26 protein-coding genes are annotated in these 21,377 nt (G+C 67.3%); 8 read left to right on the top strand and 18 right to left on the bottom strand.

Annotated features, from left to right (window positions below):
- The first annotated feature begins 155 nt into the window (after nucleotides 1-155).
- Nucleotides 156-1,022 carry an alpha/beta fold hydrolase gene (locus KO481_RS09865; protein WP_215917312.1) on the top strand — a complete coding sequence of 289 codons (867 nt, stop codon included), beginning with the start codon at nucleotides 156-158 and terminating at the stop codon, nucleotides 1,020-1,022.
- A 111-nt stretch (nucleotides 1,023-1,133) separates the two neighbouring features.
- Here the strand turns inward: KO481_RS09865 and KO481_RS09860 are convergent, their stop codons facing one another.
- The 6 genes from KO481_RS09860 to KO481_RS09835 all read right to left on the bottom strand — a co-directional run bounded on the left by KO481_RS09860 (nucleotide 1,134) and on the right by KO481_RS09835 (nucleotide 7,019).
- Nucleotides 1,134-2,114 carry a zinc-binding dehydrogenase gene (locus tag KO481_RS09860; protein ID WP_215916760.1) on the bottom strand — a complete coding sequence of 327 codons (981 nt, stop codon included), beginning with the start codon at nucleotides 2,112-2,114 and terminating at the stop codon, nucleotides 1,134-1,136.
- Nucleotides 2,115-2,385: 271 nt separating this feature from the next.
- Entirely contained in the window at nucleotides 2,386-2,808 is a 423-nt protein-coding gene (locus KO481_RS09855; RefSeq protein WP_215916759.1) for an organic hydroperoxide resistance protein, read from the bottom strand.
- A 1-nt stretch (nucleotide 2,809) separates the two neighbouring features.
- Complete coding sequence (locus KO481_RS09850; RefSeq protein ID WP_308166473.1) at nucleotides 2,810-3,256, bottom strand: MarR family winged helix-turn-helix transcriptional regulator; 447 nt, start codon at nucleotides 3,254-3,256, stop codon at nucleotides 2,810-2,812.
- Nucleotides 3,257-3,341: 85 nt separating this feature from the next.
- The gene (locus KO481_RS09845; RefSeq protein WP_215916758.1) at nucleotides 3,342-4,127 is read right to left on the bottom strand and encodes a hypothetical protein; all 786 of its coding nucleotides are present in this window, start codon (nucleotides 4,125-4,127) and stop codon (nucleotides 3,342-3,344) included.
- A 30-nt stretch (nucleotides 4,128-4,157) separates the two neighbouring features.
- The gene (locus KO481_RS09840) at nucleotides 4,158-5,525 is read right to left on the bottom strand and encodes an ABC1 kinase family protein (protein WP_215917310.1); all 1,368 of its coding nucleotides are present in this window, start codon (nucleotides 5,523-5,525) and stop codon (nucleotides 4,158-4,160) included.
- Nucleotides 5,526-5,981: 456 nt separating this feature from the next.
- Complete coding sequence (locus KO481_RS09835) at nucleotides 5,982-7,019, bottom strand: alpha/beta hydrolase (RefSeq protein WP_215916757.1); 1,038 nt, start codon at nucleotides 7,017-7,019, stop codon at nucleotides 5,982-5,984.
- A gap of 908 nt (nucleotides 7,020-7,927) precedes the next feature.
- Between KO481_RS09835 and KO481_RS09830 the strand changes: the two genes are divergently transcribed.
- Nucleotides 7,928-8,752, top strand: coding sequence for a hypothetical protein (locus tag KO481_RS09830; RefSeq protein WP_215916756.1), 825 nt, complete (start codon nucleotides 7,928-7,930; stop codon nucleotides 8,750-8,752).
- 397 nt (nucleotides 8,753-9,149) lie between these two features.
- Nucleotides 9,150-9,401 carry a hypothetical protein gene (locus KO481_RS09825; RefSeq protein WP_215916755.1) on the top strand — a complete coding sequence of 84 codons (252 nt, stop codon included), beginning with the start codon at nucleotides 9,150-9,152 and terminating at the stop codon, nucleotides 9,399-9,401.
- A gap of 122 nt (nucleotides 9,402-9,523) precedes the next feature.
- Here KO481_RS09825 and KO481_RS09820 read toward each other — a convergent pair whose 3' ends face one another.
- Both KO481_RS09820 and KO481_RS09815 read right to left on the bottom strand, forming a co-directional pair.
- Nucleotides 9,524-10,414 (bottom strand): Sco1979 family transcriptional regulator, encoded by an 891-nt coding sequence (locus KO481_RS09820; protein WP_215916754.1) that lies wholly within the window; start codon nucleotides 10,412-10,414, stop codon nucleotides 9,524-9,526.
- A gap of 120 nt (nucleotides 10,415-10,534) precedes the next feature.
- Nucleotides 10,535-10,756 carry a DUF397 domain-containing protein gene (locus KO481_RS09815; RefSeq protein WP_215916753.1) on the bottom strand — a complete coding sequence of 74 codons (222 nt, stop codon included), beginning with the start codon at nucleotides 10,754-10,756 and terminating at the stop codon, nucleotides 10,535-10,537.
- Nucleotides 10,757-11,188: 432 nt separating this feature from the next.
- Here KO481_RS09815 and KO481_RS09810 point away from each other — a divergent pair, with 432 nt between their 5' ends.
- From KO481_RS09810 to KO481_RS09795, 4 genes are all read left to right on the top strand, one after another.
- On the top strand, nucleotides 11,189-11,386 hold the full coding sequence (locus KO481_RS09810; protein ID WP_215916752.1) for a hypothetical protein: 198 nt from the start codon (nucleotides 11,189-11,191) through the stop codon (nucleotides 11,384-11,386).
- A gap of 155 nt (nucleotides 11,387-11,541) precedes the next feature.
- Nucleotides 11,542-11,832 (top strand): hypothetical protein, encoded by a 291-nt coding sequence (locus tag KO481_RS09805; RefSeq protein WP_215916751.1) that lies wholly within the window; start codon nucleotides 11,542-11,544, stop codon nucleotides 11,830-11,832.
- A 53-nt stretch (nucleotides 11,833-11,885) separates the two neighbouring features.
- Nucleotides 11,886-12,446, top strand: a complete 561-nt coding sequence (locus tag KO481_RS09800) for a TetR/AcrR family transcriptional regulator (protein ID WP_308166470.1) — start codon at nucleotides 11,886-11,888, stop codon at nucleotides 12,444-12,446.
- Between the two features lie 85 nt (nucleotides 12,447-12,531).
- Nucleotides 12,532-13,197, top strand: a complete 666-nt coding sequence (locus KO481_RS09795) for a hypothetical protein (protein WP_215916750.1) — start codon at nucleotides 12,532-12,534, stop codon at nucleotides 13,195-13,197.
- On the opposite strand, the gene KO481_RS09790 is transcribed toward KO481_RS09795, so the two are convergent.
- The 6 genes from KO481_RS09790 to KO481_RS09765 form a co-directional block, all read right to left on the bottom strand.
- Nucleotides 13,198-14,097, bottom strand: coding sequence for a class I SAM-dependent methyltransferase (locus KO481_RS09790; protein ID WP_215916749.1), 900 nt, complete (start codon nucleotides 14,095-14,097; stop codon nucleotides 13,198-13,200). It abuts the gene before it with no gap.
- A gap of 16 nt (nucleotides 14,098-14,113) precedes the next feature.
- Nucleotides 14,114-15,328, bottom strand: a complete 1,215-nt coding sequence (locus tag KO481_RS09785) for a PucR family transcriptional regulator (RefSeq protein WP_215916748.1) — start codon at nucleotides 15,326-15,328, stop codon at nucleotides 14,114-14,116.
- A gap of 257 nt (nucleotides 15,329-15,585) precedes the next feature.
- Entirely contained in the window at nucleotides 15,586-15,873 is a 288-nt protein-coding gene (locus KO481_RS09780; RefSeq protein WP_215916747.1) for a hypothetical protein, read from the bottom strand.
- A 479-nt stretch (nucleotides 15,874-16,352) separates the two neighbouring features.
- On the bottom strand, nucleotides 16,353-16,715 hold the full coding sequence (locus KO481_RS09775; protein ID WP_215916746.1) for a hypothetical protein: 363 nt from the start codon (nucleotides 16,713-16,715) through the stop codon (nucleotides 16,353-16,355).
- A gap of 253 nt (nucleotides 16,716-16,968) precedes the next feature.
- Nucleotides 16,969-17,328, bottom strand: a complete 360-nt coding sequence (locus tag KO481_RS09770; protein ID WP_215916745.1) for a hypothetical protein — start codon at nucleotides 17,326-17,328, stop codon at nucleotides 16,969-16,971.
- Nucleotides 17,329-17,612: 284 nt separating this feature from the next.
- Complete coding sequence (locus tag KO481_RS09765; RefSeq protein ID WP_215916744.1) at nucleotides 17,613-18,932, bottom strand: MFS transporter; 1,320 nt, start codon at nucleotides 18,930-18,932, stop codon at nucleotides 17,613-17,615.
- Between the two features lie 144 nt (nucleotides 18,933-19,076).
- Between KO481_RS09765 and KO481_RS09760 the strand changes: the two genes are divergently transcribed.
- On the top strand, nucleotides 19,077-19,658 hold the full coding sequence (locus KO481_RS09760; RefSeq protein ID WP_215916743.1) for a TetR/AcrR family transcriptional regulator: 582 nt from the start codon (nucleotides 19,077-19,079) through the stop codon (nucleotides 19,656-19,658).
- 391 nt (nucleotides 19,659-20,049) lie between these two features.
- Here the strand turns inward: KO481_RS09760 and KO481_RS09755 are convergent, their stop codons facing one another.
- The 4 genes from KO481_RS09755 to KO481_RS44705 form a co-directional block, all read right to left on the bottom strand.
- Entirely contained in the window at nucleotides 20,050-20,472 is a 423-nt protein-coding gene (locus KO481_RS09755) for a prevent-host-death protein (RefSeq protein ID WP_215916742.1), read from the bottom strand.
- Entirely contained in the window at nucleotides 20,459-20,590 is a 132-nt protein-coding gene (locus KO481_RS43865; RefSeq protein ID WP_281066051.1) for a hypothetical protein, read from the bottom strand. Before KO481_RS43865 ends, KO481_RS09755 begins: the two co-directional genes overlap by 14 nt.
- A gap of 164 nt (nucleotides 20,591-20,754) precedes the next feature.
- Entirely contained in the window at nucleotides 20,755-21,030 is a 276-nt protein-coding gene (locus tag KO481_RS09750; protein ID WP_215916741.1) for a hypothetical protein, read from the bottom strand.
- Nucleotides 21,027-21,362: a hypothetical protein gene (locus KO481_RS44705; protein WP_215916740.1), complete on the bottom strand. Its 336-nt coding sequence runs from the start codon at nucleotides 21,360-21,362 to the stop codon at nucleotides 21,027-21,029. Before KO481_RS44705 ends, KO481_RS09750 begins: the two co-directional genes overlap by 4 nt.
- Nucleotides 21,363-21,377: the final 15 nt, after the last annotated feature.

The raw sequence follows: 21,377 nt of genomic DNA, 5'->3' as shown, positions 1-21,377 counted from the left end.
CCAGTGAAACACACTTCAAACGTTGATTCAATCGTTGATTGAATACCGGCTACCGCGATCTCGGTGGCCGGAACGCGCCCTTACCGCGGCCCGACCTCATGCCCTAACGTCCGCAGGGAACGACAATGCCCAGCGAGAAAGGCGGATCCACCACGATGGCCGAACTGACGTACGAGAACACGCTGCGGGAGTTGCACACGGACGCGGGAGTGCTGCGGTACCACGAGGCCGGGGACGGGCCGCCGCTGTTGATGCTGCACGGTTCGGGTCCCGGGGTGAGCGGCTGGCGCAACTACCGCGGCAATCTCGCGTTCTTCGCCCAGCATTTCCGCTGCCTGGTGCTGGAATTCCCCGGATTCGGCGTCAGCGATCCGACCGACGAGCATCCGATGGTGGCCGCGCCGGCGGCGGTGCTGCGCTTCCTGAAGGGGCTGGGTCTCGACCAGGTCGACGTGATCGGCAACTCGATGGGCGGGATCGTCGCGGCGAATCTGGCCATCGCGCAGCCGAACCTGTTCCGCCGCATCGTGACCATCGGCGGCGTGGGCCGCAACATCTTCAGCCCCGGACCCGGCGAGGGCATCAACCTGCTGATGGATTTCACCGACAATCCCTCGCGTGAGGCGCTGGTCAGCTGGCTGCACTCGATGGTGTACGACCGCACGATCGTCACCGAGGAGATGATCGAGGAGCGCTGGGCGCTGGCCACCGAGCCCAAGACGCTGGAATCGGCGCGGCGCATGTACAGCCGCGCGGCCATGACCGCGACCGTAGCGGCCGCCGCGGCCTCGGATCAGCCCCCGTACTGGGCGATGCTGCACAAGATCACCGCGCCGACGCTCGTCACCTGGGGCCGCGACGATCGGGTCAGCCCGGTCGACATGGCGCTGCTGCCGCTGCGCACGCTGCCGCGCGGCGAGATCCATATCTTCCCGAACTGCGGGCACTGGGTGATGATCGAGCAGAAGGCCGCCTGGGAAAGCGCGGTCATGGCGTTCCTCACCCGTCCGGACACCGAATAGCGCTGGGACACGGCACTTCTCGTAGGTGACGGCCCGGCCCCGAAATCCGGGGCCGGGCCGTCATCGATGCGGAGCCGTTGAATCATCCAGATCCACATCGGGGAAGGGTGGTTATTTCGCGGTGAGCGCGATCTTGGCGTTGCGACCGGGGCGCTCGCTCGCGGCCGCGGCCTCGGCTGCCGACTCCAGCGGATACGCGCTCTCGACCTCGAGCCGCAGCACGCCCCGCGCGGCCGCGTCGACGAGCTCGCCGATCAGCTTCCGGCGCTGTTCGGGGCCGATCTCCTCGGCGCGCTTGGATCCCCAGAAGCCCTTCACCACAGCCTGTTTGAAGATCATCGCGCCCGGATTGATCGACATCGGCTGCCCGGACAGCGCACCGAAGGAAATCAGCTCGCCGCGCGGGCCCAGCAGCGTCAGCAGATCGTTCGAGGCTGGGCCGCCGACCTGATCCACCGCGCGCGCCACGCCCTCCCCGCCGACCGACTCGGTGGCACGCGCCACCCAGTCGGCGGACTCGGTGTCCACGACCGGCTCGAAGCCCAGCTCCCCCAGCGCCCGCACCGACGCCGGTCCGCGCACCAGGTTCAGCACGTGGACTCCGCGTTGGCGCGCAAGCACATTCAGCAGGCGGCCGACCGCGCCGTTCGCGGCGTTCACCGCAATCCACTGGCCGGGTCGCACATCGAGATCCTCGAGCAGCATCAGCGCGCTCAGCGGCATCGCCAGCAGCTGGGCCGCGGTCTCGTCGCTCACCGCCTCGGGCACCGGCACCACCTGTGCCGCGTCGGCCAGGAAGTACTCCGCCCACGCCCCCTGGATACCCGAAACACTCACGCGTTGACCGACTTCCAGGCCCGTGACCTCAGGCCCCACCGCGTCGACGCGGCCCACGGCCTCGGTCCCGGGAATCGCGGGTAGCGGCGGCCGGTAGCCGTACACGCCACGCACGATCGCCAGATCGTGATTGTGAATGGGCGCGAGAATCATCGCGACTCGCACCTGCCCGGGGCCCGGCTCCGGCAGCGGGCGCTCCGCGGCCGCGAGAACGCCTGTGGGCTCGCCGAATTCCTCGATTACTACTGCACGCATGCTTTCGCTCCTTCTGTTCGGTTCGTCCTGTCGCGCCCGATCGATCGCCCACGCGTCAGCGCAGGCAGCCTCGGGCAGTCCTGCCCCCTGAGGTCGATATGGTTGGCGCCGAGGGGATTACCAGCTCACGTAATCACCCTCGGCAATGTTGTTCCTCGATTGCTGTCGCCCCGCACCGGATGAGCCTGCGCGGTGAGGCAGGTCCGCCGACACTCGGCTCAGCGTTGCCGATACGAATAGGGCCGTGCACACGCCCGGCCCCACCGTGTCCTCAGTCCTCGGCGATCAGCACCTGGACGGGGATGTTGCCGCGGGTGGCGTTGGAGTACGGGCACACCTGGTGCGCGGCGTCGGCCAGCTCTTGCGCCTCTTCGCGGGACAGGTGCGGCAGCGACACCTCGAGGGTGACCTCCAGCCCGAACCCGCCGGCGTCGTTCGAGCCGATGCCGACCTTCGCGCCGACCGCCGAGTCGTCGATGTTCGCCTTGGCCCGCGCGCCGACCAGCCGCAGCGCGGAATGGAAGCAGGCCGCGTACCCGGCCGCGAACAGCTGCTCGGGATTGGTGCCCTCGCCGTTGCCGCCCATCTCCTTCGGAATCGAGAGTGAGACGTCGACCTTGCCGTCGGTGGTGCGGGCGTGCCCGTTGCGGCCGTCGCCGGTCGCCAGCGCCTCGGCCGTGTACAGAATTGCCATCTCAAATCTCCTTCGCGGTATGGGCGCTCAGCGCCCCGTTCAGGCGCTGCAGCAGGCCGCGCAGCGTCCCGAGTTCATCGGGTGACAGACCGGTGACACCAGCCATCTCCTCCGGGATGCCGCAGGCCGCCGCGCGCAGGTCGCGGCCGGTCGGGGTGAGGCGGATCTCGACGCGGCGCTCGTCGGCCGCCGAACGGCTGCGCACCACGAAGCCCGCCGCCTCGAGCCGCTTGAGCAGCGGCGACAACGTTCCGGAGTCCAGCGCCAGCGCCGTGCACAGCTCGCCGACACTGCGGCCGTCCCGCTCCCACAGCACCAGCATCACCAGGTACTGCGGGTAGGTCAGGCCCATCGCCTCCAGCTTCGGGCGGTACACCGCGGTCATCGCCCGCGACGCCGCGTACAGCGGGAAACACAGCTGCTGATCGAGTGCCAGTTGATCGGTCACAAGCAACACTGTAGACCACAACTATATTGTGCACAACCATTATGTCTGTGATTCGGCGAACTCCGCGCCGACGGCCCGTCCCGGATTATTCGTCCGCGGGCGGCAGATCCGACGGCGGGATGTTCGCGATGCGCTCGGCCTCCGCCTCGACCGCGGCGGCGTCCACGTACGCCTCGGTGGTCAGCTCCAGCATGCTCGCCCAGCGGGCGATCCGCGGACGCCAGCGCAGGATGTAGGCGTGCGCGTGCGCGGCCTCGGCCATATCCCCGCTGGCCTCGGCCTTGCTCCTGGCGGCGGTCGCCGCGGCCACGGTGTTCTCGGCCAGGGCCAGCTGTTCCCGGCAGTGATCCGGGGTGAAGATCTCCTCGCGCACGGTGTCAGCCTCGACCCGCAGGGTGGCGACCAGGCTGCGCAGCCGCGGATCCAGCGGCTGCAGCGTCGGGCGCCCGCCCGCCGCCGCGGCCTTTGCGCGCCGGGCCCGCCGCTCGGCGTCCTTGCGCTCCCATTCGGCCAGTTCCTCGCGGTAGCCCTCGACGGCGTCAGCCGTCACCGTCCGATAGACCAATTCCGTTGTCAGGCTGAACTTCTCGACGCCCTCGTGATCGAACACCAGCCCGCGCACGTCCCGCACGGGCCGATCCGGATCGGGCCTGTCCTCCACCCGCGCATCGAGCACGTCGTGATAGTGCCCATCGGTGACGTCGTCGCAGAGCGTGTCGAACAGCGCGGTCCCGACCTCCACATAGGTGCGGCACACCCGCCCGCTGATTTCCTCTGGCGCCCCGAACAGTCCCTCGCCCGTCTCCACCCGGCTCGTGCCGTCGAAGCGGTTGTAGGTGAGCTCCCAGCGGTAGGTGTCCGACCCGTTCATCGTGTCCTTTCGTCGGCCCGGCCCGAGGGCCTAGGCGGGCAGCTCGACACCCTCCGCGGCCGCCTTCGCCGTCACCTCGTCCGGGAAGATGTTCCGGAACAGGTACAGATCCTGGCCCAGACGCCAGCCCGGCGCCAGCGCAACGGCGTAGCGCTCGAAATATCCCAGCTGCTTGCCCATCAGGATCAGCTGCTCGGGCCCGGACGCACCCCGGCGCTTGCCGAATTCGACCAGCCGCGCGGCCACCTTGCCCATATCGAGCTTGGCGAGTTTGCCCGACAGCACCGGCGCCAGCGCGGTGGCGAGCTGGCGGCCGATGGTGGCATCGTCGCCCGCATCGCCTTCGACGAGATCCAGCTCCCGCAGCGCCCGCGCCACCGGGCGGAAGTCCCCGTCGATCGCGCTGGCATGGAACAGTGCCCGCACGAATTTGCGCCACTCGGGGCCCATCTTGCCGACGATGCCGAAATCGAGCATCGCCGCGCGGCCGTCGTCCAGTAGCCACAGGTTGCCCGCGTGCACGTCGCCGTGGAAGAGCCCGTGCACCACCACGCTCTCCAGCCACGCCTTGACCAGCCGGCGGATCAGCAACTCCGGATCCGGGTGCGCGGCACGGATATCGTCGAACCGGTCCAGCGGCATTCCGCTCATCCGCTCCATGCACAGCACCCGCGGCCCGGAATACTCCCAGAACACCTCCGGCACCACGACACTGGCATTGTCGCCGAAAGCCCGCAGGTTCGCGCGAGCGCGGGTCTGGTTGTCGGCCTCGTTGCGGAAGTCCAGTTCGGCCACGGTGGTCTCGTACAGATCGCGGACCACGCCCTCGGCATTCACCACGCGCGCGTTCTCCGAGCGGCGCTCCATCAGCCCGGCCAGCCGGAAGGCCGCGCGCAGGTCGACGATCATCTTCCGGCCGATATCGGGGCGCTGCACCTTCACCACCGCGGGGCGGCCGTCCGCGAGTACGCAGCCGTGCACCTGGGCCACGGACGCGGCGGACAGCGGTGTGTCGTCGAATTCCCGGAACAGCTCCGCGATCGGGCGGCCCAGATCCGCCTCGATGATGTTGCGCGCATCCACGGCCGGGAACGGCGGCACGTCGTCGAGGCAGCGCAGACACGCATCGGCCAGCTCGGCCGGGAAGGCGCCGGGCGAGGACGCGATCAGCTGGCCGAGTTTGACGAACATCGGGCCGAGCACCTCGAAGCCGTCGACGGTGCCGTCGGCCATCGAGCGGCGGCGGGCGGACTTGCGCAGCCCACCGCGCAGCACCCGGCGCACCACGCAACCGCCGAGCACCGAGCCGATGACGACGGTGCGCCTGAGCTCGGCGAAGCCGAATTTCTCCAGGGCCGGGCGCAGCGCCTCGCCCTCCGGCGGGGCCGCGGCGGTCATCGGTCCGGCGGTCACAGCGCGGCTCCCGCGCCCGTCCGCCCGGACCGCACCGCACTGTCCGCTATGCCCGCATTGTCCGCCACCTCGACCATGAGGCCGCCCGTCATACGCATCGCTCCCGACCGCCCTGTCCGTATCCGCAACGTCCATATCGCCACGAAACACCTGTTCGTGACGTCTACCCGAGCGGCGGCCGCCGTCGGCGAACACCGGCATCCAGGTCTACGGCACAGAGTGTACGACCCGACCACCGGGGTACCGGTGATCGGCGACACGCCGCGTGACACACCCACCGCCTCATCGACGAGCTCGCCGACGGCCGGCAACCGTAGGTCGCACGAGTTCATCCGGATCAAGGACGTTCGCACTTGTGCAATGCGGTCGCCAATGCGCCACGGTTTCACCGATTTTCACACCCATGCCCGCCAATCACGAACCAATCACGGAAGATCACGCTCAGCGCGGCCCGTAATCGAGCCTGATTGCCTTGCCGTGGAACGCCTGAGCGATCGCATTCCACGCCGCGGGCAGCTCCGCGGCGAAGTCGGGCCAGGAGTGGGTTCCGGCCGGCTCCAGGTTCACCGTGGCCGGAATGTGCAGCTGCACAAGGCGTTGCGCGAAGCGCTCGGTGCACTCGAGCGCACCGGCCTCCAGCGCCGCGCCGCCACCCACCGCCCGCAGTGCAGCGGACACGTCCGGCGCATCGGCGACCGCGTCGAGATCGGGCACGCTGGGCACCCCGGTGGCGGCCGAGAGGTAGAGGGCGGTGCCGCGCAACGTCGCCGCACCCAGGAAGCTGTCGTGGGCGACCCACTCCGGGGAACCCGGCGGCCCCCACAGGTTCTCGGGGTCGCCCCCGCGCGAGGCAACGGTGATCCGGGTCACGGCCTCCCCGACATCGCCCGCGGTGGAATAGCAGCCGCTGATTCCGGCCACCGCGTGGAAGAAGCCCGGATGCCGCTGGGCCAGCATCATCGCACCCTGTGCGCCCATCGACACGCCCGCGATCGCCCGGCGGCCGTCCGAGTTCAGATACCCCTCCACGATCGGCGGCAGCTCCTTGATCAGGAACGTCTCCCATCGATTCAGGCCGAGGGTGTGGTCGTAATGGTCCCAATCGCTGTACATGCTGCCCACGCCGCCGCCGGTCAGCACCACGTCGACCGGCTTGTCCGCGAAGAATTCGGCCGCGCGGCCCTTGGCCAGCCAGTCCGAGGTCGGCTCGCCGTCGACGCCGTCGAGCAGGTACAACACGGGCCGGGGCCCGGATCCGGTCCCGTGCAGCACATCCACCGGGATGGCCCGCCGCATGGACGCGGATTCGACGTACAGCCGATCCCACTGCGGTCCGCGAGGTTCGATGCGCAACAGGCCGGATCGGGTGATCGCCGAGTTCACCGGGGGTGGCCCGGGCGGCGGATCGGCCGCGGCGGGTGCGGCCAGCACCGCGCTGGCCGCCAGTGCCGCCAGCGCGGTGATCGTCGTCCGCGACATCGAGCACTCCTTACGACCCAGCATTTACGACTGGCAGGTTAGGGGACCGGGATTCGGTTGTCATGTGGAGGCCCCGCCGGACGCTGGGGTAAGGGTGACATCCGGCGGGGTTGTCCACCACGACGCACACGCACCGGGTGGCGGGAGGGGTTGGAAGTCCAGTTGCCCCAGGTGCGAGGCGCGTTACCGGGCGGATGATTTCGGGACGCCGCCCGGCAGTGGATGGCGCGGCGACCGGACCGGGCTCTCCTTCCTGTTCCGAGTGCGGAGCCGGCGCCTACCGCGGCACCGACCGCGCAAACACCGGCGCCGCGTTGCAGATCACGATACGGCCACGGAACCATCGAAGTCACGAAACCGTGATGATCCACTGACAATTCATCAACCATCGGCCACAAGCCTAGTTGCACAACACAAATCCGACTCGATCGATATCTCGAAATGCAATTTCATCGTCAATATCACCAGTTACAGACAGGCCCGAGCGAGCGAAATTCCTACGGGCACGTATCATTTGCTCGCCACCATGCCGAGCACGCGCAGCGGCCGCCGCACGTGCGCCGGGGGACCGCCGAACCCGCTGGCAGAGTGCAAGTCGGTGAGCGTAATCTCGATGTCAGGGAATATCGCCACCGGCGGTAGCGGCCACGTTGCGATCACGACGCCCGGACCGAAGCTGGCGGTATCGACGGGTGCTGCACAGACGGATTGACATCGGGTGTCGGGCAGATCGGCTGCGCCGGAGTGGTTTTCGCTACGCCGGCGAAGCACAGCGGGCTCCCGGCGAATCGAGGAGTACCCATGGCGCACGACGTCACCGCGTGCGCATCTTCGGTCGCGGCCGGCCTGCGGCCGTTCGAGTTCGTTTGCCTGAGTAGGGCATTCACGGTAGATGTTCGAGGGTGAACGTGGATCGGGTACAGACCTCGGCGCTGCGGCGCAGCTGGACCGAGTTACCGCAGGCCACGCGGGCCGCGGTCGACAAGGTGGCCGGTCCCGTAGTGCGCGTGGAATCCGTGGATGCCGGGTTCAGCTCCCACCTCGCCACCGTGATCGAGACCGCGGCGGGGCGCACGTTCGTCAAGGGCATTCGCGCCGACGACCCGGAGGTGTGGACCCAGCGGCGCGAGGCCGCGCTCGGACCGCACGTCGTGCCGATCGGCCCGGCGCTGCGCTGGCGGCTCACCGCGGGAGGCTGGGATCTGCTCGGCTTCGACTACATAGCCGGACACTTCGCCGATTACCGGCTCGACTCGGACCTGGCGGCGACGGCCGCGACGATGACCACGCTCGCGCGCCTGCACCCCCCGCCCGACGTCGAACTCAACGATGCGGTAAAACGCTGGGGCCGCTACGCCCCCGACTCCGCGGACCGGGCCCTGTTCGGCGGAACCGCACTCCTTCATACCGACTGGAACTACAGCAACGTCATCATCGAAGACTCCGGGACGGCACGGCTCGTGGACTGGCCGTGGGCCACGCGCGGCGCGGCATGGATCGATCCGGCGTGCTGGATCGTCTGGCTCATCTTCGCGGGCCGCGAACCCGTCGAGGCCGAACGCTGGGCCGCCCGGGTACCGGTTTGGCACACGGCGACACACGGTGCGTTACGGGCCTTCTCGGCGGCGCTGGCGGGCGAATGGAGTGCCACCGCGGACCGGCGGCCCAACGTCTGGACACAGGGCCTGCGCGATGCGGCACTGCAGTGGGCCGACCACCGCGCCACGCCGTGACGGATCGCGATCACACCGCGACACGCCGAAGACCGCGACACGACACAGACTCCGCGACACACCGCGACACACCAGCGACACTCCGGACAATTTCTCATGAAGTCGAACGCACCCCCGCTACCGTGCGACGATTGAACCGGCGTCCAGATAGCAACACCATAAACGCGGTAACGGTAGCCCCGAGACACACCGCAATCAGACAACAGCAACCGTTCAGCAGCCGAAATGCAGTCTGCGACTGCATATTCGATGTTGCAGATGTGCTTGCATCTGCTCGCTACACGGTCATAGACTCTGCATGCAAGGCAATACAGGGGACTACCAGACAGCCGTAGGGTGAACCCGAGACCAATTCAGGCCTTCGGTCAGCTCACGGCGTGGCGTCAGGGGCGTTCGAATGAACCAGCCATTGGACCTCAGCCGGCTCGGAATTATCGATAGAAACCGAACCGGGCATCAGATTTATTCGCGGGAGACCGCAACGTGTTTCGTCATCGAGGCGGTCGAGTCCACTGGCGCGGCCACACGCGATGATTTCGATGTCGAGCGAATCGTCAGTACGGCCCACGCGATGGTGAACGATTGGAATCTCACCTCGCTCCAGCCGGAAGCATTCTGGCGCATCGCCTCAACTTGTATAAAGCAATAATATTTCACTAGAGAGCCGTGGATGGCGAAGGGGCCGTCGGCGAAAGCCGATGGCCCCTTCGTGATCAACGAGTCGTGCCACGCGACGACGAAGGGATACCGCACTCCCCCGCCGTAGCGGAATCAGCGCAGCTTGGCGGCCTCTTCGACCAGCATCCGGCGCGAGCGGTCCGGTGGCTCGGCCTGCACGCTCAGCCGGTCCATCACCTGCCGGTACATCTCCAGGTCCTGCTGCCGATCCAGATACAGCGCACTGGTGAGTTGCTCCAAATAGACAATATCGGGCAATTCCGGCTCGGCGAATCGGAGCATCGTGAACGAACTGCCCGCTGCCGCATTACCGCCCGCGGCGTACGGCAGCACCTGAATGGTCACGCTCGGCCAGGACGACGCCTCGACGAGATGCTCGAGCTGGGCCCGCAGCACATCGGGACCGCCGATCGGCCGGTGCAGCACCGACTCGTCGATGACCGCCCACAGCGTGGGACCGCCACGCCGCTCCAGGATGTCCTGCCGCTTGCGGCGCAGCTCGACACGGCGGCTGGTCTCGACGTTCTCATGGCCCAGCGCAACGACGGCGCGGGCATACTCCTCGGTCTGCAACAGACCGGGAACCAGTTGCCCTTCAAAGGTTCTGATCGCCTTGGCGGCGTGCTCGAGGCCCAGATAGGTCTCGAACCAGGGCGGCAGCAGATCGCTGTAGCGATGCCACCAGCCGGGCTGATTGGCCTTGCGGACCAGATCCAGCAGCGTCTCGCGCTCATCCGCATCGTCAATGCCGTACAGCGTCAACAGATCTCGGATGTCACGTTCCTTGAAACCCGTGCGCCCGAGCTCGAGCCGGCTGATCTTGGCGTGCGAACCCCGGATGTACTCGCCGGCCGCCTCGCGCGTGATCTGCGCCTGCTCCCGCAATTTGCGGAGCTGACCGCCGACCGCGATCCGAAGGGCCGTCGGACCGCGTTCGGCGACAAGCGATTCCACGCGGCCGATCCGAACGGGTTCTGCGATCATGAAATCTACTCCGATGCTCGACAATCACCGGCAGTGAAGGTCACAACCTCGTACACGGCAGTTGCCGAATACGTACCCGCTCGTCGCGAACCGACACCGCGCCGAGGCCAATGTTACCGTTCACCCTGCGAGATCGTCGAATTCCCCACTCTTTGCTCCGCGCAGGAATGCATCGATCTCTGGGCGCGTATAGACCAGTACCGCACCCTCGGGATCCCGGGAATTGCGGACGGCGACCAGACCATTCGCCATGTGGGCCACCTCTACGCAGTTTCCGCTCGGATTACTGAAGGTGCTCTTGCGCCAGGACAGGTCGGACGTACGACCAACACCTGCGGTCATTTCTGCCTCCTCGAATTGACGTGTGACGAACCGCCGCCCGGTGCGGCACCGCCGGTTCTTGCAGATGTTCACTCAGATGTTCTTGCATATGAACCGACACTCCGACGATAGCACGTCGGTTGCCGGAGATCGAGAGTTCGGCGCATCGAAACCGTAAGGGCGGCAACAATATCGATCTTGATATGTCAAGACGGAAGAGGTTGCGAATCCCGCAACGAATAACAACCGGACAGTCGGTTTTAGGCCGAAAAAACGACCCATAGAGCGCCAACGCCCCCCGGACAAGTACATTCGTCTGTGCAGATGTTCTTGCATTTGCATGCGACATCGTCATAAAATCTTCAACAACGACACGGCCGGACAACGCCGGACGGTTTAGGCCCCGCGCCACCATCACCACCGCAAATTCCCAGCGAACAGCTAGAGGCGTCCATGACCCATACGATTCGGCCCCCAGGCCTCCGCGAACCACACGGCGGCCCCGCATCATCCGGCGATTGCGGCAGTGAACCGTGGGATCTCACCTACGCTCGCGCCCGCACCATTCTGGGTGCGCACGACCGCCATGTCGGCTGCCGGCAGTGGATTGCGGCCGCGGCGTATCTGTCGGCCGGTCTCGACTACGAGTAACGCCGAACTCGACAGCCCCGCAGCACCGTACCCGTCGGTCAAGCCCGATCTACACGAAAGACATTCGGTAGCAACCGTTCCGACCGGGCACCGCGAACGCGGTTGCGTCCTACCATGTATGTGACGCACCATTCGCCCCGCGGAACGAGCTCACCATGATGATGTTGGCCGTGCACGAGGTCATCCTCGCCCAGATTTCGAACCCGACGCCGGAGACCCCGCCGTTGGCGAACAAGATCATGCAGCTGGTGCATTACTTCACGTGGTTCATGCTGCTGTCCGGGACCACCGCGATCATCTATGCCGGCGGCCGGTTCGCCTGGGAGAAGTGGAGCGGGAGCAGCCTCGACTCGCCGAAGATGGTGGCGGGCGCGCTGATCGGCGGCACGGTCGCCACCAGCGCCGGTACGCTCATGCAATCGATTATCGGACAACTCGGGCATTGAGGTAGGTGCGGGTGGCAGGGCGAAGGACCGACACCCGCGGCCGAATCCGTTCGGTGGCAATGGAGTTGTTCTCCGCGCAGGGGTATGACCAGACCTCGATCCGGCAGATAGCCGAGCGCCTGGGCATCACGAAAGCCGCGGTCTACTACCACTTCCCCGCAAAGGAGGACATCGTCGTCAGCCTCGCCGACGATCTGCGGGCCGGGGTCGACGAGATCCTCGCGTGGGCCGCGTCGGCGAATCTGCCACCGCGCGAGGCGGGCCGGGAGATCCTGCGGCGCTACGGCACGGTGATGCACGAGACCGGCCGCGATATGACGCGCTTCATGTACGAGAACCAGGCAGCGTTCCGCCGGCTGGGCGTCGGCGCCGCGCTGCGCTACCAGTTCCGCCAGATCGCCGACGCCATCACCGCGCCGGACCGTGATCCGCTGGCGATTTTCCATGCGCGCCAGGCACTCGCGGCGATCTCCTGGAGCGTCGGCATGATGGGCGATGTCGAGCTGACCGACGAGCAATGCCGTGACGCGGCCGTCAAGATCGCCCTAGACATCTACGAATCCGCCCAGGCAACCCCCGAAACCGATGCTGAGGACCCAATTTCGCCTCGATAGCAAACTGGTCGCGTGTCTAACGCGGGCGTTTCGCGACATATGCCCCACAATGAGCACGCAAAGCTCGTCGGCTAGAGGGAAGTTCATGTATACGCGCAAGACCCTGATCTCGCTGTCCGCGTCCATACTCTGCGTTCCGATGCTCATCGCCGGGTGCTCGTCCGCCCATGCGACGAAATCCCCCGTCGCGGCCCACCAGCCCGGCCCCGGAGCCAAGACCGCCGCGTCCGTTCCGGTGGGTCCGGGCCCCTCGGGCACCTACACCGTGCAGGCCCAACCGGCCCCCGGCACATGCCATTACGGCAAGACCTCCGACGGCCAGCCGCTTCCCGACCCGAACTGCACTCCGGGTGCGACCAATCCGAAGGTCACCTCCGCCGATCAGGCCCAGACCATCTGCGCGAGCGGCTACACCTCCTCGATCCGCCCGCCCGCCAACATCACCGGCCGCGAGAAGGACGCCAACGCCAAGTCCTACGGCTTCACCGGCGCCATGCACGATGCCGAGTACGACCATCTGATCTCGCTCGAACTCGGCGGCGACCCCAACGATCCGCGAAACCTGTGGGTCGAACCGCCCTCGCCCGGCCACACACCCGGTGCGGGCCCGAACAACCCGAAGGACACCGTAGAGAATCAGCTGCACTCGCTGGTGTGTGCGGGCAAGGTCAATCTCACCGACGCCCAGAGCGCCATCGCCACCAACTGGACCACGGCGCTGGCCACCGTCGGCCACCCCGGCGGCAAGTAACTACTCGCGTATCCCCGTGACGAGGCTGACCCGCGCGGGCAACAGCCTCGCCTGCGGGCCGAGGCCGGCCGTCGAACGGCCGTGTGCGCGAAGATAATCGCCCACATAGGTCCGTTCGGCACGCCAGCCACGCTCGGCCAGCCAGGCCGCGACCTCCTGGCGCGGGTCGTTGTAGATCAGCTTGGTCCACTCCTCGCCGCCGGTGTCGTTGCTCTCGGGCGAATCCTCGATCGCCGCGAGGTCCTGCGGTGTCAGGGGATCCATCTGCTCGACCGCCACGCGGCTGCCGGCGGCGCTGAGCGCATCGAGGGCGGTGAACAGCTCGTCCTGGGCGGCGGGCTGCAGGTAGATCAGCAGGCCCTCGACCAGCCAGGCGGTCGGCGATGCGGGGTCGAATCCCTGCTCGCGCAATGCCTTCGGCCAGTCTTCGCGCAGGTCGGCCGCGACCTCGCGACGATCGGCCCGGGGCTTGTCGCCCTTGGCGGACAGGGTTTCGCGCTTGAATTCCAGCACCTGCGGTCGGTCCAGCTCATAGACGACCGTGCCGTCCGGCCAGTCCAGGCGATAGGCGCGCGCGTCCAGGCCCGCGGCCAGGATCACCACCTGCCTGATGCCCGCGGCCATCGCCGCGGCGAAATAGTCGTCGAAGTAGCGGGTGCGGGCGATCTGGAATTGCCGGAAGACCCGAGCGAATTCGGAGTCGGTGACCGGATTGCCCGAGTACGCGCCGTCGAGCATCGCGGCCCACTCCGGCCCCGCGGCCCGCACGAACACCTCGGCGAACGGATCGACGGCCAGCGGATCGGGCTCGCGCCCGGCGATCGCGCGGGCCATCGCGACGTACAGCGCGGTGGATCCGACGCCCGTGGTGATGCTCCAGGAATCTCCCTCGGTACGCATATCACCACGGTACCGATCATGATCGGTACGTGCGCGCCACCAGGGCCGATCGCAGGTACCACAGGCCCGAGGGCCGATTCGGATCGATGCCGGTCAGCTGCCCGACCCGCTTGAGCCGGTAATCGATGGTGTTGGTGTGCACGTGCAGCCCGCGCGCGGTGCGCTGGCGGTTGAGGTTGTTGGCGATGTGATGCTGCAGCGTGGTCATCAGGTCGGGGTGGTCGTCGAGGGGGTCCAGCAGCGAGCCGAGATGTTCGCGGCCCGGGCCCGGCCGGGTGAGCTGATATTCCAGGGCCAGATCGTCGAACCGGTACAGCCCGTCCAGGCAGTCCAGCCGATGCACGATGTCGAGCAGTTCGTGCGCGCGGTCAGCGGCGTCGGAGATCTCCTCGGCCCGTCCGTGCACCATCGCGGCCCGGATCGGCGCCTGGGCGGCGCGGCTGAGCCTGGCCAGCAGACCGTCGAGCGCGTCGTCGTCGATGGTGGACACGGGGATCAGCACCGTGCCGCCGTCCACGCTCAGCAGCGACAGCGCCGATTCCCCACAGCACGTGGCCAATTCGGCCTGCACCCGCCGAAGCTTGCGGCGCGCCACCACCTTCCCGTCCAGCCGCGGGTCGCGCTCCTGTTGATGTGGCGAAATCGATAGCGCCAGCACGTGATAGGACGGTGCGATCTCCAGACCGCATTCCCGGGCCATCGTCGCGGTGGAATGCCCGCCCAGCAGTGCGGAGGTGAGAGTGTGCACCGCGGTGTGATGCTCGCTCACCACCGCCCGGTACTCCTTCACATACGCGACCGACACCGTCGAGGTCAGGATGCCCAGAATCTCCAGCATCCGGCGCGTGGTGACCAGCACGGTCGGATAGTCCTCGGCGGTGGCCTGCGCGAACACCAGATCGAAGCCGATCTTGAAGCCCTCGTGGACCGCCAGGTGGATGGTGTCGATCGGAATGCCCTCGCGGGCCCATTCCGCCGCGGCCGCCTGCACCCGTTCGGTTTTCGCGGCGATGTCGCCGCCGTCGAGCATGCTGGTGGTGATCTCCACGCAGAGCCGGGTGATGGTGGCGACATCGCCGTGCAGCACGTCGTCCGGCAGCGTGCCGCAGGGCGCGACGTTGGCGATGAAGTGGTCGACCATCCGGCGCGAGAGGGCCCAGACATCCTGCAGCGGCTGGGAAGCCGGACGGCCGGAGACGATCAGATCGGGGGCCGGGGGCGTGACGGACATGGTGGCTCCTTCCGCGCTCGCCGTGGTAGCGCGCACCGATTACGGTATCCCGCAATGCTTCCCATATCCGGTGCCATCGGATTGCCTTGTGGCCGGGGAATATCCCCCGCCGCGGATGTTGTGACGGATCACAAGGCGCGGCGGGACGCGCAAGAGCCGTTCCACCGGATAGCTCCCGCCCACAGGATCCAGACGGAACTCCCGGTCCGTAGGGCGGAACCGGGATGGTGCGCTCCCGGCGCCCCGGGCGAGCGGCTTCACTGCGCCGGAGGCAGCGGGCTCGGCGTGAAGAATTCCTCGAGCGGCGTGGGCCCGGTGTAGCGGCGACAGTTGCAACCGACCCATTCCTTCATACCGTGACCATTCTTCCGAAAGATCTCGGCGTGGCAGGCGCCGCTGTCGCGATCGTGCAGCGCCAAGTCGTGTCCGCAGCCGCACGGCGCGGGCAGGGAGGCGGTCTTCGGGGCTCGGCGGCCCAGCCGGCCGCCGAGCCATCCGACGCCGACGAGTGCGGCGCCGACGGTGAGGGTGATGGGATCGAACATGGTTCTAGTATATTTATACGTATACCGAAGTCGATAGGGGTTCGCCCTGATCCGTCCCCCGAGCGCAATCGACGTCTCGAGCCCTGCGGGGATGTGGCGGAGGTGCACGCATGCGCCGGCTATTGCCCACTCTCGTAGCTGTGCATCGTCGCTGAGCTGGCTGTGACAGCCTGATTTGGCCCCGGTGTGACGGTCTGATGTGGCCCCGGTTGCGGCGCGCCGGGCTGGTTGTGACGGTTTGATTTGGGATCTGACCCACTTTCCGTGACGAAAGGTGTTGTGCTGCAGCGCAGCGGGTCTGCGGTGTCATCGTTGTGCGGCTGTGAGGAGCACGCGTTTGCGGAGCAGTGGAAGCCCGGCGGTGACCGCGTCCAGGTCGGACTCGAGCCCAATGGCGAAGGAGGTCAGGCCGGGCAGCTCATCAGCCCGGACAGCGGCGATCCAGCTTAAGTAGCCGATTATGTGATGGTTCGTCTGCATCACACGAAGCGTCGGCGCGCGCGTTGGGTGACTCGGGAGCTACCGCGAGGCTGGGGGCAGGAGCCGGCCGCTGAGGACGGGACGGTTGGTCGGGTGATGAGGCGGCCGTCCTCGGCGTATTGGAACACCGCTCCCGGTTTCATGTTGGTGTGCAGCTCCAGTGCCGCGGTTCCGATCGAGGCGCGCAGCACCAGTCCTCGATCATAAATGGATTTCCAACTGCCGTGCTCCCACGCCCATGCCCAGCTTCGGTAATGCCCTGCGCTGACCACATATCCGTCGAATGTGTAGAGATGGCCGCCCAGCTCGTAGTGGAAGTCATCCGGCCCGCGCTCCGCCACGGTGTTTTGGTCGACGCCCATCCGATCCAATAGCTCCCGGGCGCTGATCTGACGCGCGAAGGTGAGGCCGACCAGCGGCAGATCCCTGCCGTACCAGCCACTCCGGCGGACAAGCCGGTTCCACGCGCCGGGCTATTGCGGGACTCGATGGAAGTTCAACGTCCGGAAATGCCGGATACCGCGCTGACCGAACCGGCCAGCGCGAGGCGACGCCGGCCGGAACTTGGTGCGCCGCAGAACGTCCGCTACTGCCGATGAGCGTCTCTCGGCGAGCTCAAATCCCCTCGGGCCGGTCTTCTCTGATCAAGACTCCTGTCACGGAGTCGTAGAACCCCTCCCGTCGCGTGTGCGGTAGGGGAACCTCGGCCAACTTTCCGTCGTAGATCATCCACAGCCCGAAGCAGTCGTCCTCTTCATCATGGACGAGCACCTGCACTGACTCCGGACGCGGCCACGGTAGCGCTTCGAGATACGACAGCAGCTCGCCCCAGGTGTTTCGGTAGAACTGGATCACCCAGGCGTAGCACTCGGCCGAACGATACTGAAAACCTGCGCCCGAGAACTTGGCGTCGTCGATTGCGACGAAGGTCTGATGCCATGGCCGGGAATCATCAGTGTGTTCTAGGTGCTCCATGACCTCCTCGGCCCCGCGTGCCAAGACAATAACCTCAGCGAATCTACTCATCGGACAACAGCCTTCCTGTACGACTGCGTATCCCAGTCACCCGCAAACCGTAAAGGCACACGATTGCGAGCACGAAGGAATATCCGCACATGCCGCATGGTGCGCGTTCAGCCGGCAGCTCCTGATCGCTTGCCCGACAGCGCTTCCCAGCGCCGAGCCCGGAACGCGCCCTTGCCGAGGGTCGCGCACTCTATGCCGCGGATGGTCAGCCCGGACGGCGTGGCAGACACCGCCTAGGGCAGCACGCCATTCTGTTCGGTCGTTCGGGTCGCTCGGCGGTTCCGCCGGAGGTAGAGCGCGGTCGCCGCGGCGCCCAGGCACAGGGCGGCGGCGCTGAGCCCGAGCGACCAGTGGACGCCGACGGCCGCCCCGACCAGCCCGACGGTGAAGCCGCTGCCCGCGCGCAGTCCACTGGAGGACACGCCGTAGAGCCCGATCACCCGGCCCCGGTCGGCGGCCGGGGCCAGCAACTGCACGACGGTCTGCCCGATCGACATCGATGCCAGGTTCGCCACCCCGCCGACCACCAGCATCACGACCGCGAGCGGATAGCTGGCGGTGGCGGCGAAGCACAGACTCGTCAGTCCGTAGACCGCCGTGCTGACGACGGCGGCCTTGACCGTCGGTCTGATGCGGCCGGTCGCTTCGAGCAGCATCCCGCCGACGACCCCGCCGATCCCGTTGGCGAACAGCAGCACGCCGTAGGTCAGTCCGGCATCGCCCGCACCGAGGTCGTGCGCGAAGATCGGCATGGACGTCTGCATCGACGCGCCGACGAAGAACGAGCCGAGCCCGGCGAGCACGATCATGCTGACCAGCGTCCGGTTCGACCGAACCTCGCGGAACACGCGCAGCGAATCGAGTACGCCGACCCGCGGTCGCGCCGCGCCGCCGTCGCGGGTATGGCCGGTGAACCTGGTCCGGAACAGGAAGAGCGTAAGCGGCAGGTAGAACACGATATTGGCGAAGATGCCCGCGGTCGGGCCGAGCCCGAGCAGCAGCGCCGAGCCGACCACTGGGCCGAACAGGATGCCGAGGCTGCGGAAGGTGGCATTGAGCCGGACCGCGCTGGGCAGCTCCCGGTGCCCGACGAAGTCGTGCAGCATCAGCTGCTCCCCCGGAGCCCACAGCGACCCGGCGCAGCCGTGCAGGACGAGCAGAACGCACGCCTCCCAAACCCGCAGCGAGCCGGTGAGGAACAGCACGCCCCAAGCCGCGGAGACGGCCATGAACAGCACCTGCGCCGCTTGGATGAGGCGACGGCAGTCATGGCGGTCCGCGAGCGATCCGAAGTAGACGGAGAACAACAGGAACGGTACCCAGTGGCTGATGACCTCGAACCCGGCCAGCGCCGGTGAGTGGAACTTCTGCCAGAGCACCCAGTAGGTGATGACGTGCTCGATGTTGTCGGCCATCATCGCCAGCGCGGCGCCGAACAGATACGGCCGACAGTCGCGGTTACGTAGGGCCGCGAACTTACGGACCGGGGCGGGGCCCGTTGCGTCGGGAGCGGATTCGAGGACGTGGGTGGCGACCCCGCAGGCGTTGCACATGGTTGCGCTTTCTCTTCAGGGGACGGGGGTCACTCGTGCATGGCGATGCCGTCGGCGTCGGTCATTCCGCTAGAGTAGACGCAACGTTGCGTTGCGTACAGGCCTGAGCACGCTGCACTCCCGTACGCACAGAGGAGGACCCGAATGGCAAGCGACACCGCGCACCACGGAAACCGGCACCGGCGCAGTGAGCAAGCCCGCCGCGCGGTGCTCCACGCGACCGACGACCTACTGGTCGAGCGCGGATTCGCCGGGCTCACGATCGAGGGGATCGCAGCCAGGGCCGGCGTCGCCAAGCAGACCATTTACCGCTGGTGGCCGTCCAAGACCGAGATCCTGATGGACACCTTCACCGACGACGCCGCCCAGCACCTCACGCCGCCCGACAGCGGCGACCTCGGCGAAGACCTGCGGACCCACCTGCGGAACCTCGCCGAATTCCTGACGACGTCGGACGCCGGGGCCGTCTTCCGCGCCCTCGCCGGACAGGCGCAGCACGACCCGGAGGTCGCGACCAGGCTGCGCACGGACCATCTCGGCAGCCAGCGCGATCGCGAGCGCCTACCGCTGCAGCGCGCCCGCGACCGCGGCGAGCTGCCGCCGGAAACCGATATCGACTTCCTGACGGACCAGCTCGTCGGCCCGATCTACTACCGCGCCCTGGTCACCGGTGAACCCGTCCCGAAGGAGTACACCGACCGGCTCGTCGCCCAGATACTGCGCTAGTGCAAGTCTCCCAATCGGTCTTCGCTGCTTGTGCCCGATAGGTCGCTGTGCCGGGCATCATGTTCGCCGTGGCGATGGCGGTCGGTGATCGGTATCAGGTTCTGACGGCGTAACCTCGCCAACAATCGCCTTGTCGCGGAGGGAATGCTGTTCCGGTTGCGGACCGGGGTGCCCTAATACCGCGAGTTCGCTGCTGGATCGGTGAGATCCGCTGCGGCGTTGGATGTCCGGAAATGCCGCCGCGACCATCCACACCCTCGCCGCCGCGGCCACTTCAGGTTGACATAGCCACCGAGCTGGATCAATTGCCGCAGTACCCACTCGCCGTCATGATGCGGAGGAATCGCGAGCCGATCGGCTTCCTTCTCCGTGTGCGCGCGACCCTACCGGCTCATTGGAGATGCACGCATGCGCCGCCCATCGCCCACTCTCGTAGCTGAGCATCGTCGCTGAGCTGGATCAATTGCCGCAGTACCCACTCGCCGTAGTGATTCCGGGCATCGCGGAGCCGATCGGGGGCGTTCGCCGTCTGCGCGCGCAGTGCGGCGATCAGCTCGTCGACGACGGTGTCGATATCCGTGCCCGCGGCGGCGATGGGGAGCCCGCGCACGGTCGCCGACCAGGAGCCGTTCTCGCGCGCGACCTCCACCGGGGAGGGACACAGCGCGGTGAGGGCGGTGCGCAGAAATTCGGCGTCGACGAGCGCCATTCGTCCCGCGCCGGATCTGACGGTCGCGGCGCTCGCTGCCGCAGCGACGTCCGGCATGGGTTCCAACCGGGCCGCGACCGAGTCATCATCGTTACTCGAGGACATAGTTTCTCCAATCATGTTGTCTTGCAGGTACTTCGGCCAGCAGGACCGACGACTCGCTGATCGGTGCCGCGGCCAGGCTCGCCCGCCAGCGCATGCTGTCGGCCGCCTCTTGTGCCACAACCCCTCCTGGAACCTCTGGTGCGCTGGAACCTCACGAGGCAGCGATATCCGGCCAGGAGTGTCGAGGTGCCCCTGCGCATCCGGACCGGACACTTATTCGCCGCACGGTTCGCTGCGTCCTGAGCTCGGCCGCCGACGGCTTCGACCTGCACAGTTCCGCTATCAGTCACCCATACCGCTCGAGTAGCACTGCGGTGCAACCAGTTCCGACCAGTACTCGCGGCGAATCGCGTCCCACAGCGGCGACAGGCCGGGGAATCGTTCCCGGGCCTCGGCCAGATCCGGGGCGGCGGTGACGAATTCGGTGTGTAGCAGCGGCGGCTGCGCACTGCCGTCCGCCCGGGCCACCTCCATGATTCGCGCACTCCAGTGCACCAATCGCCACGCGGCCACCCATCCCCCGGCCTCGGTCCGGCGCTCGCCCGCGCCCGCCGTCACGACCGGTTCCCTTCGGGGACAACGCGGTTCGGATCGGGCGACGTGAAGACCCGTGCCCAGGTCGTCGCCGGGCAGACGGTCTCCAGGTCGAAGGCCTCGCAGACCCGCGCGGGCCGGTCGTCCACCGCGGCCAGATCGAATACCACGATCGCGGCCGCGTCCAGGGCCGCCGCCAGGCCGAGCGCGTAGCCGATCGGATCCGGGGCGTCGTCCGGAGGGCGGTTGGGTCGACCACAGGCGCGGTGGTCGAGTTGCCTCGACTCCGTTTCCTGTGGCCGCCCGCCGAACCGGACGTGCGAGTTTCCCCGCATCCGGCTCTCCATGGATTTCATGCCAGTGCTCCTGTG

This window comes from Nocardia albiluteola (genome assembly GCF_018860155.1).
Classification (GTDB): domain Bacteria; phylum Actinomycetota; class Actinomycetes; order Mycobacteriales; family Mycobacteriaceae; genus Nocardia; species Nocardia albiluteola.
The sequence above is the reverse complement of the archived record's forward strand: the minus strand, read 5'-3'. Positions and strand labels throughout refer to the sequence as shown.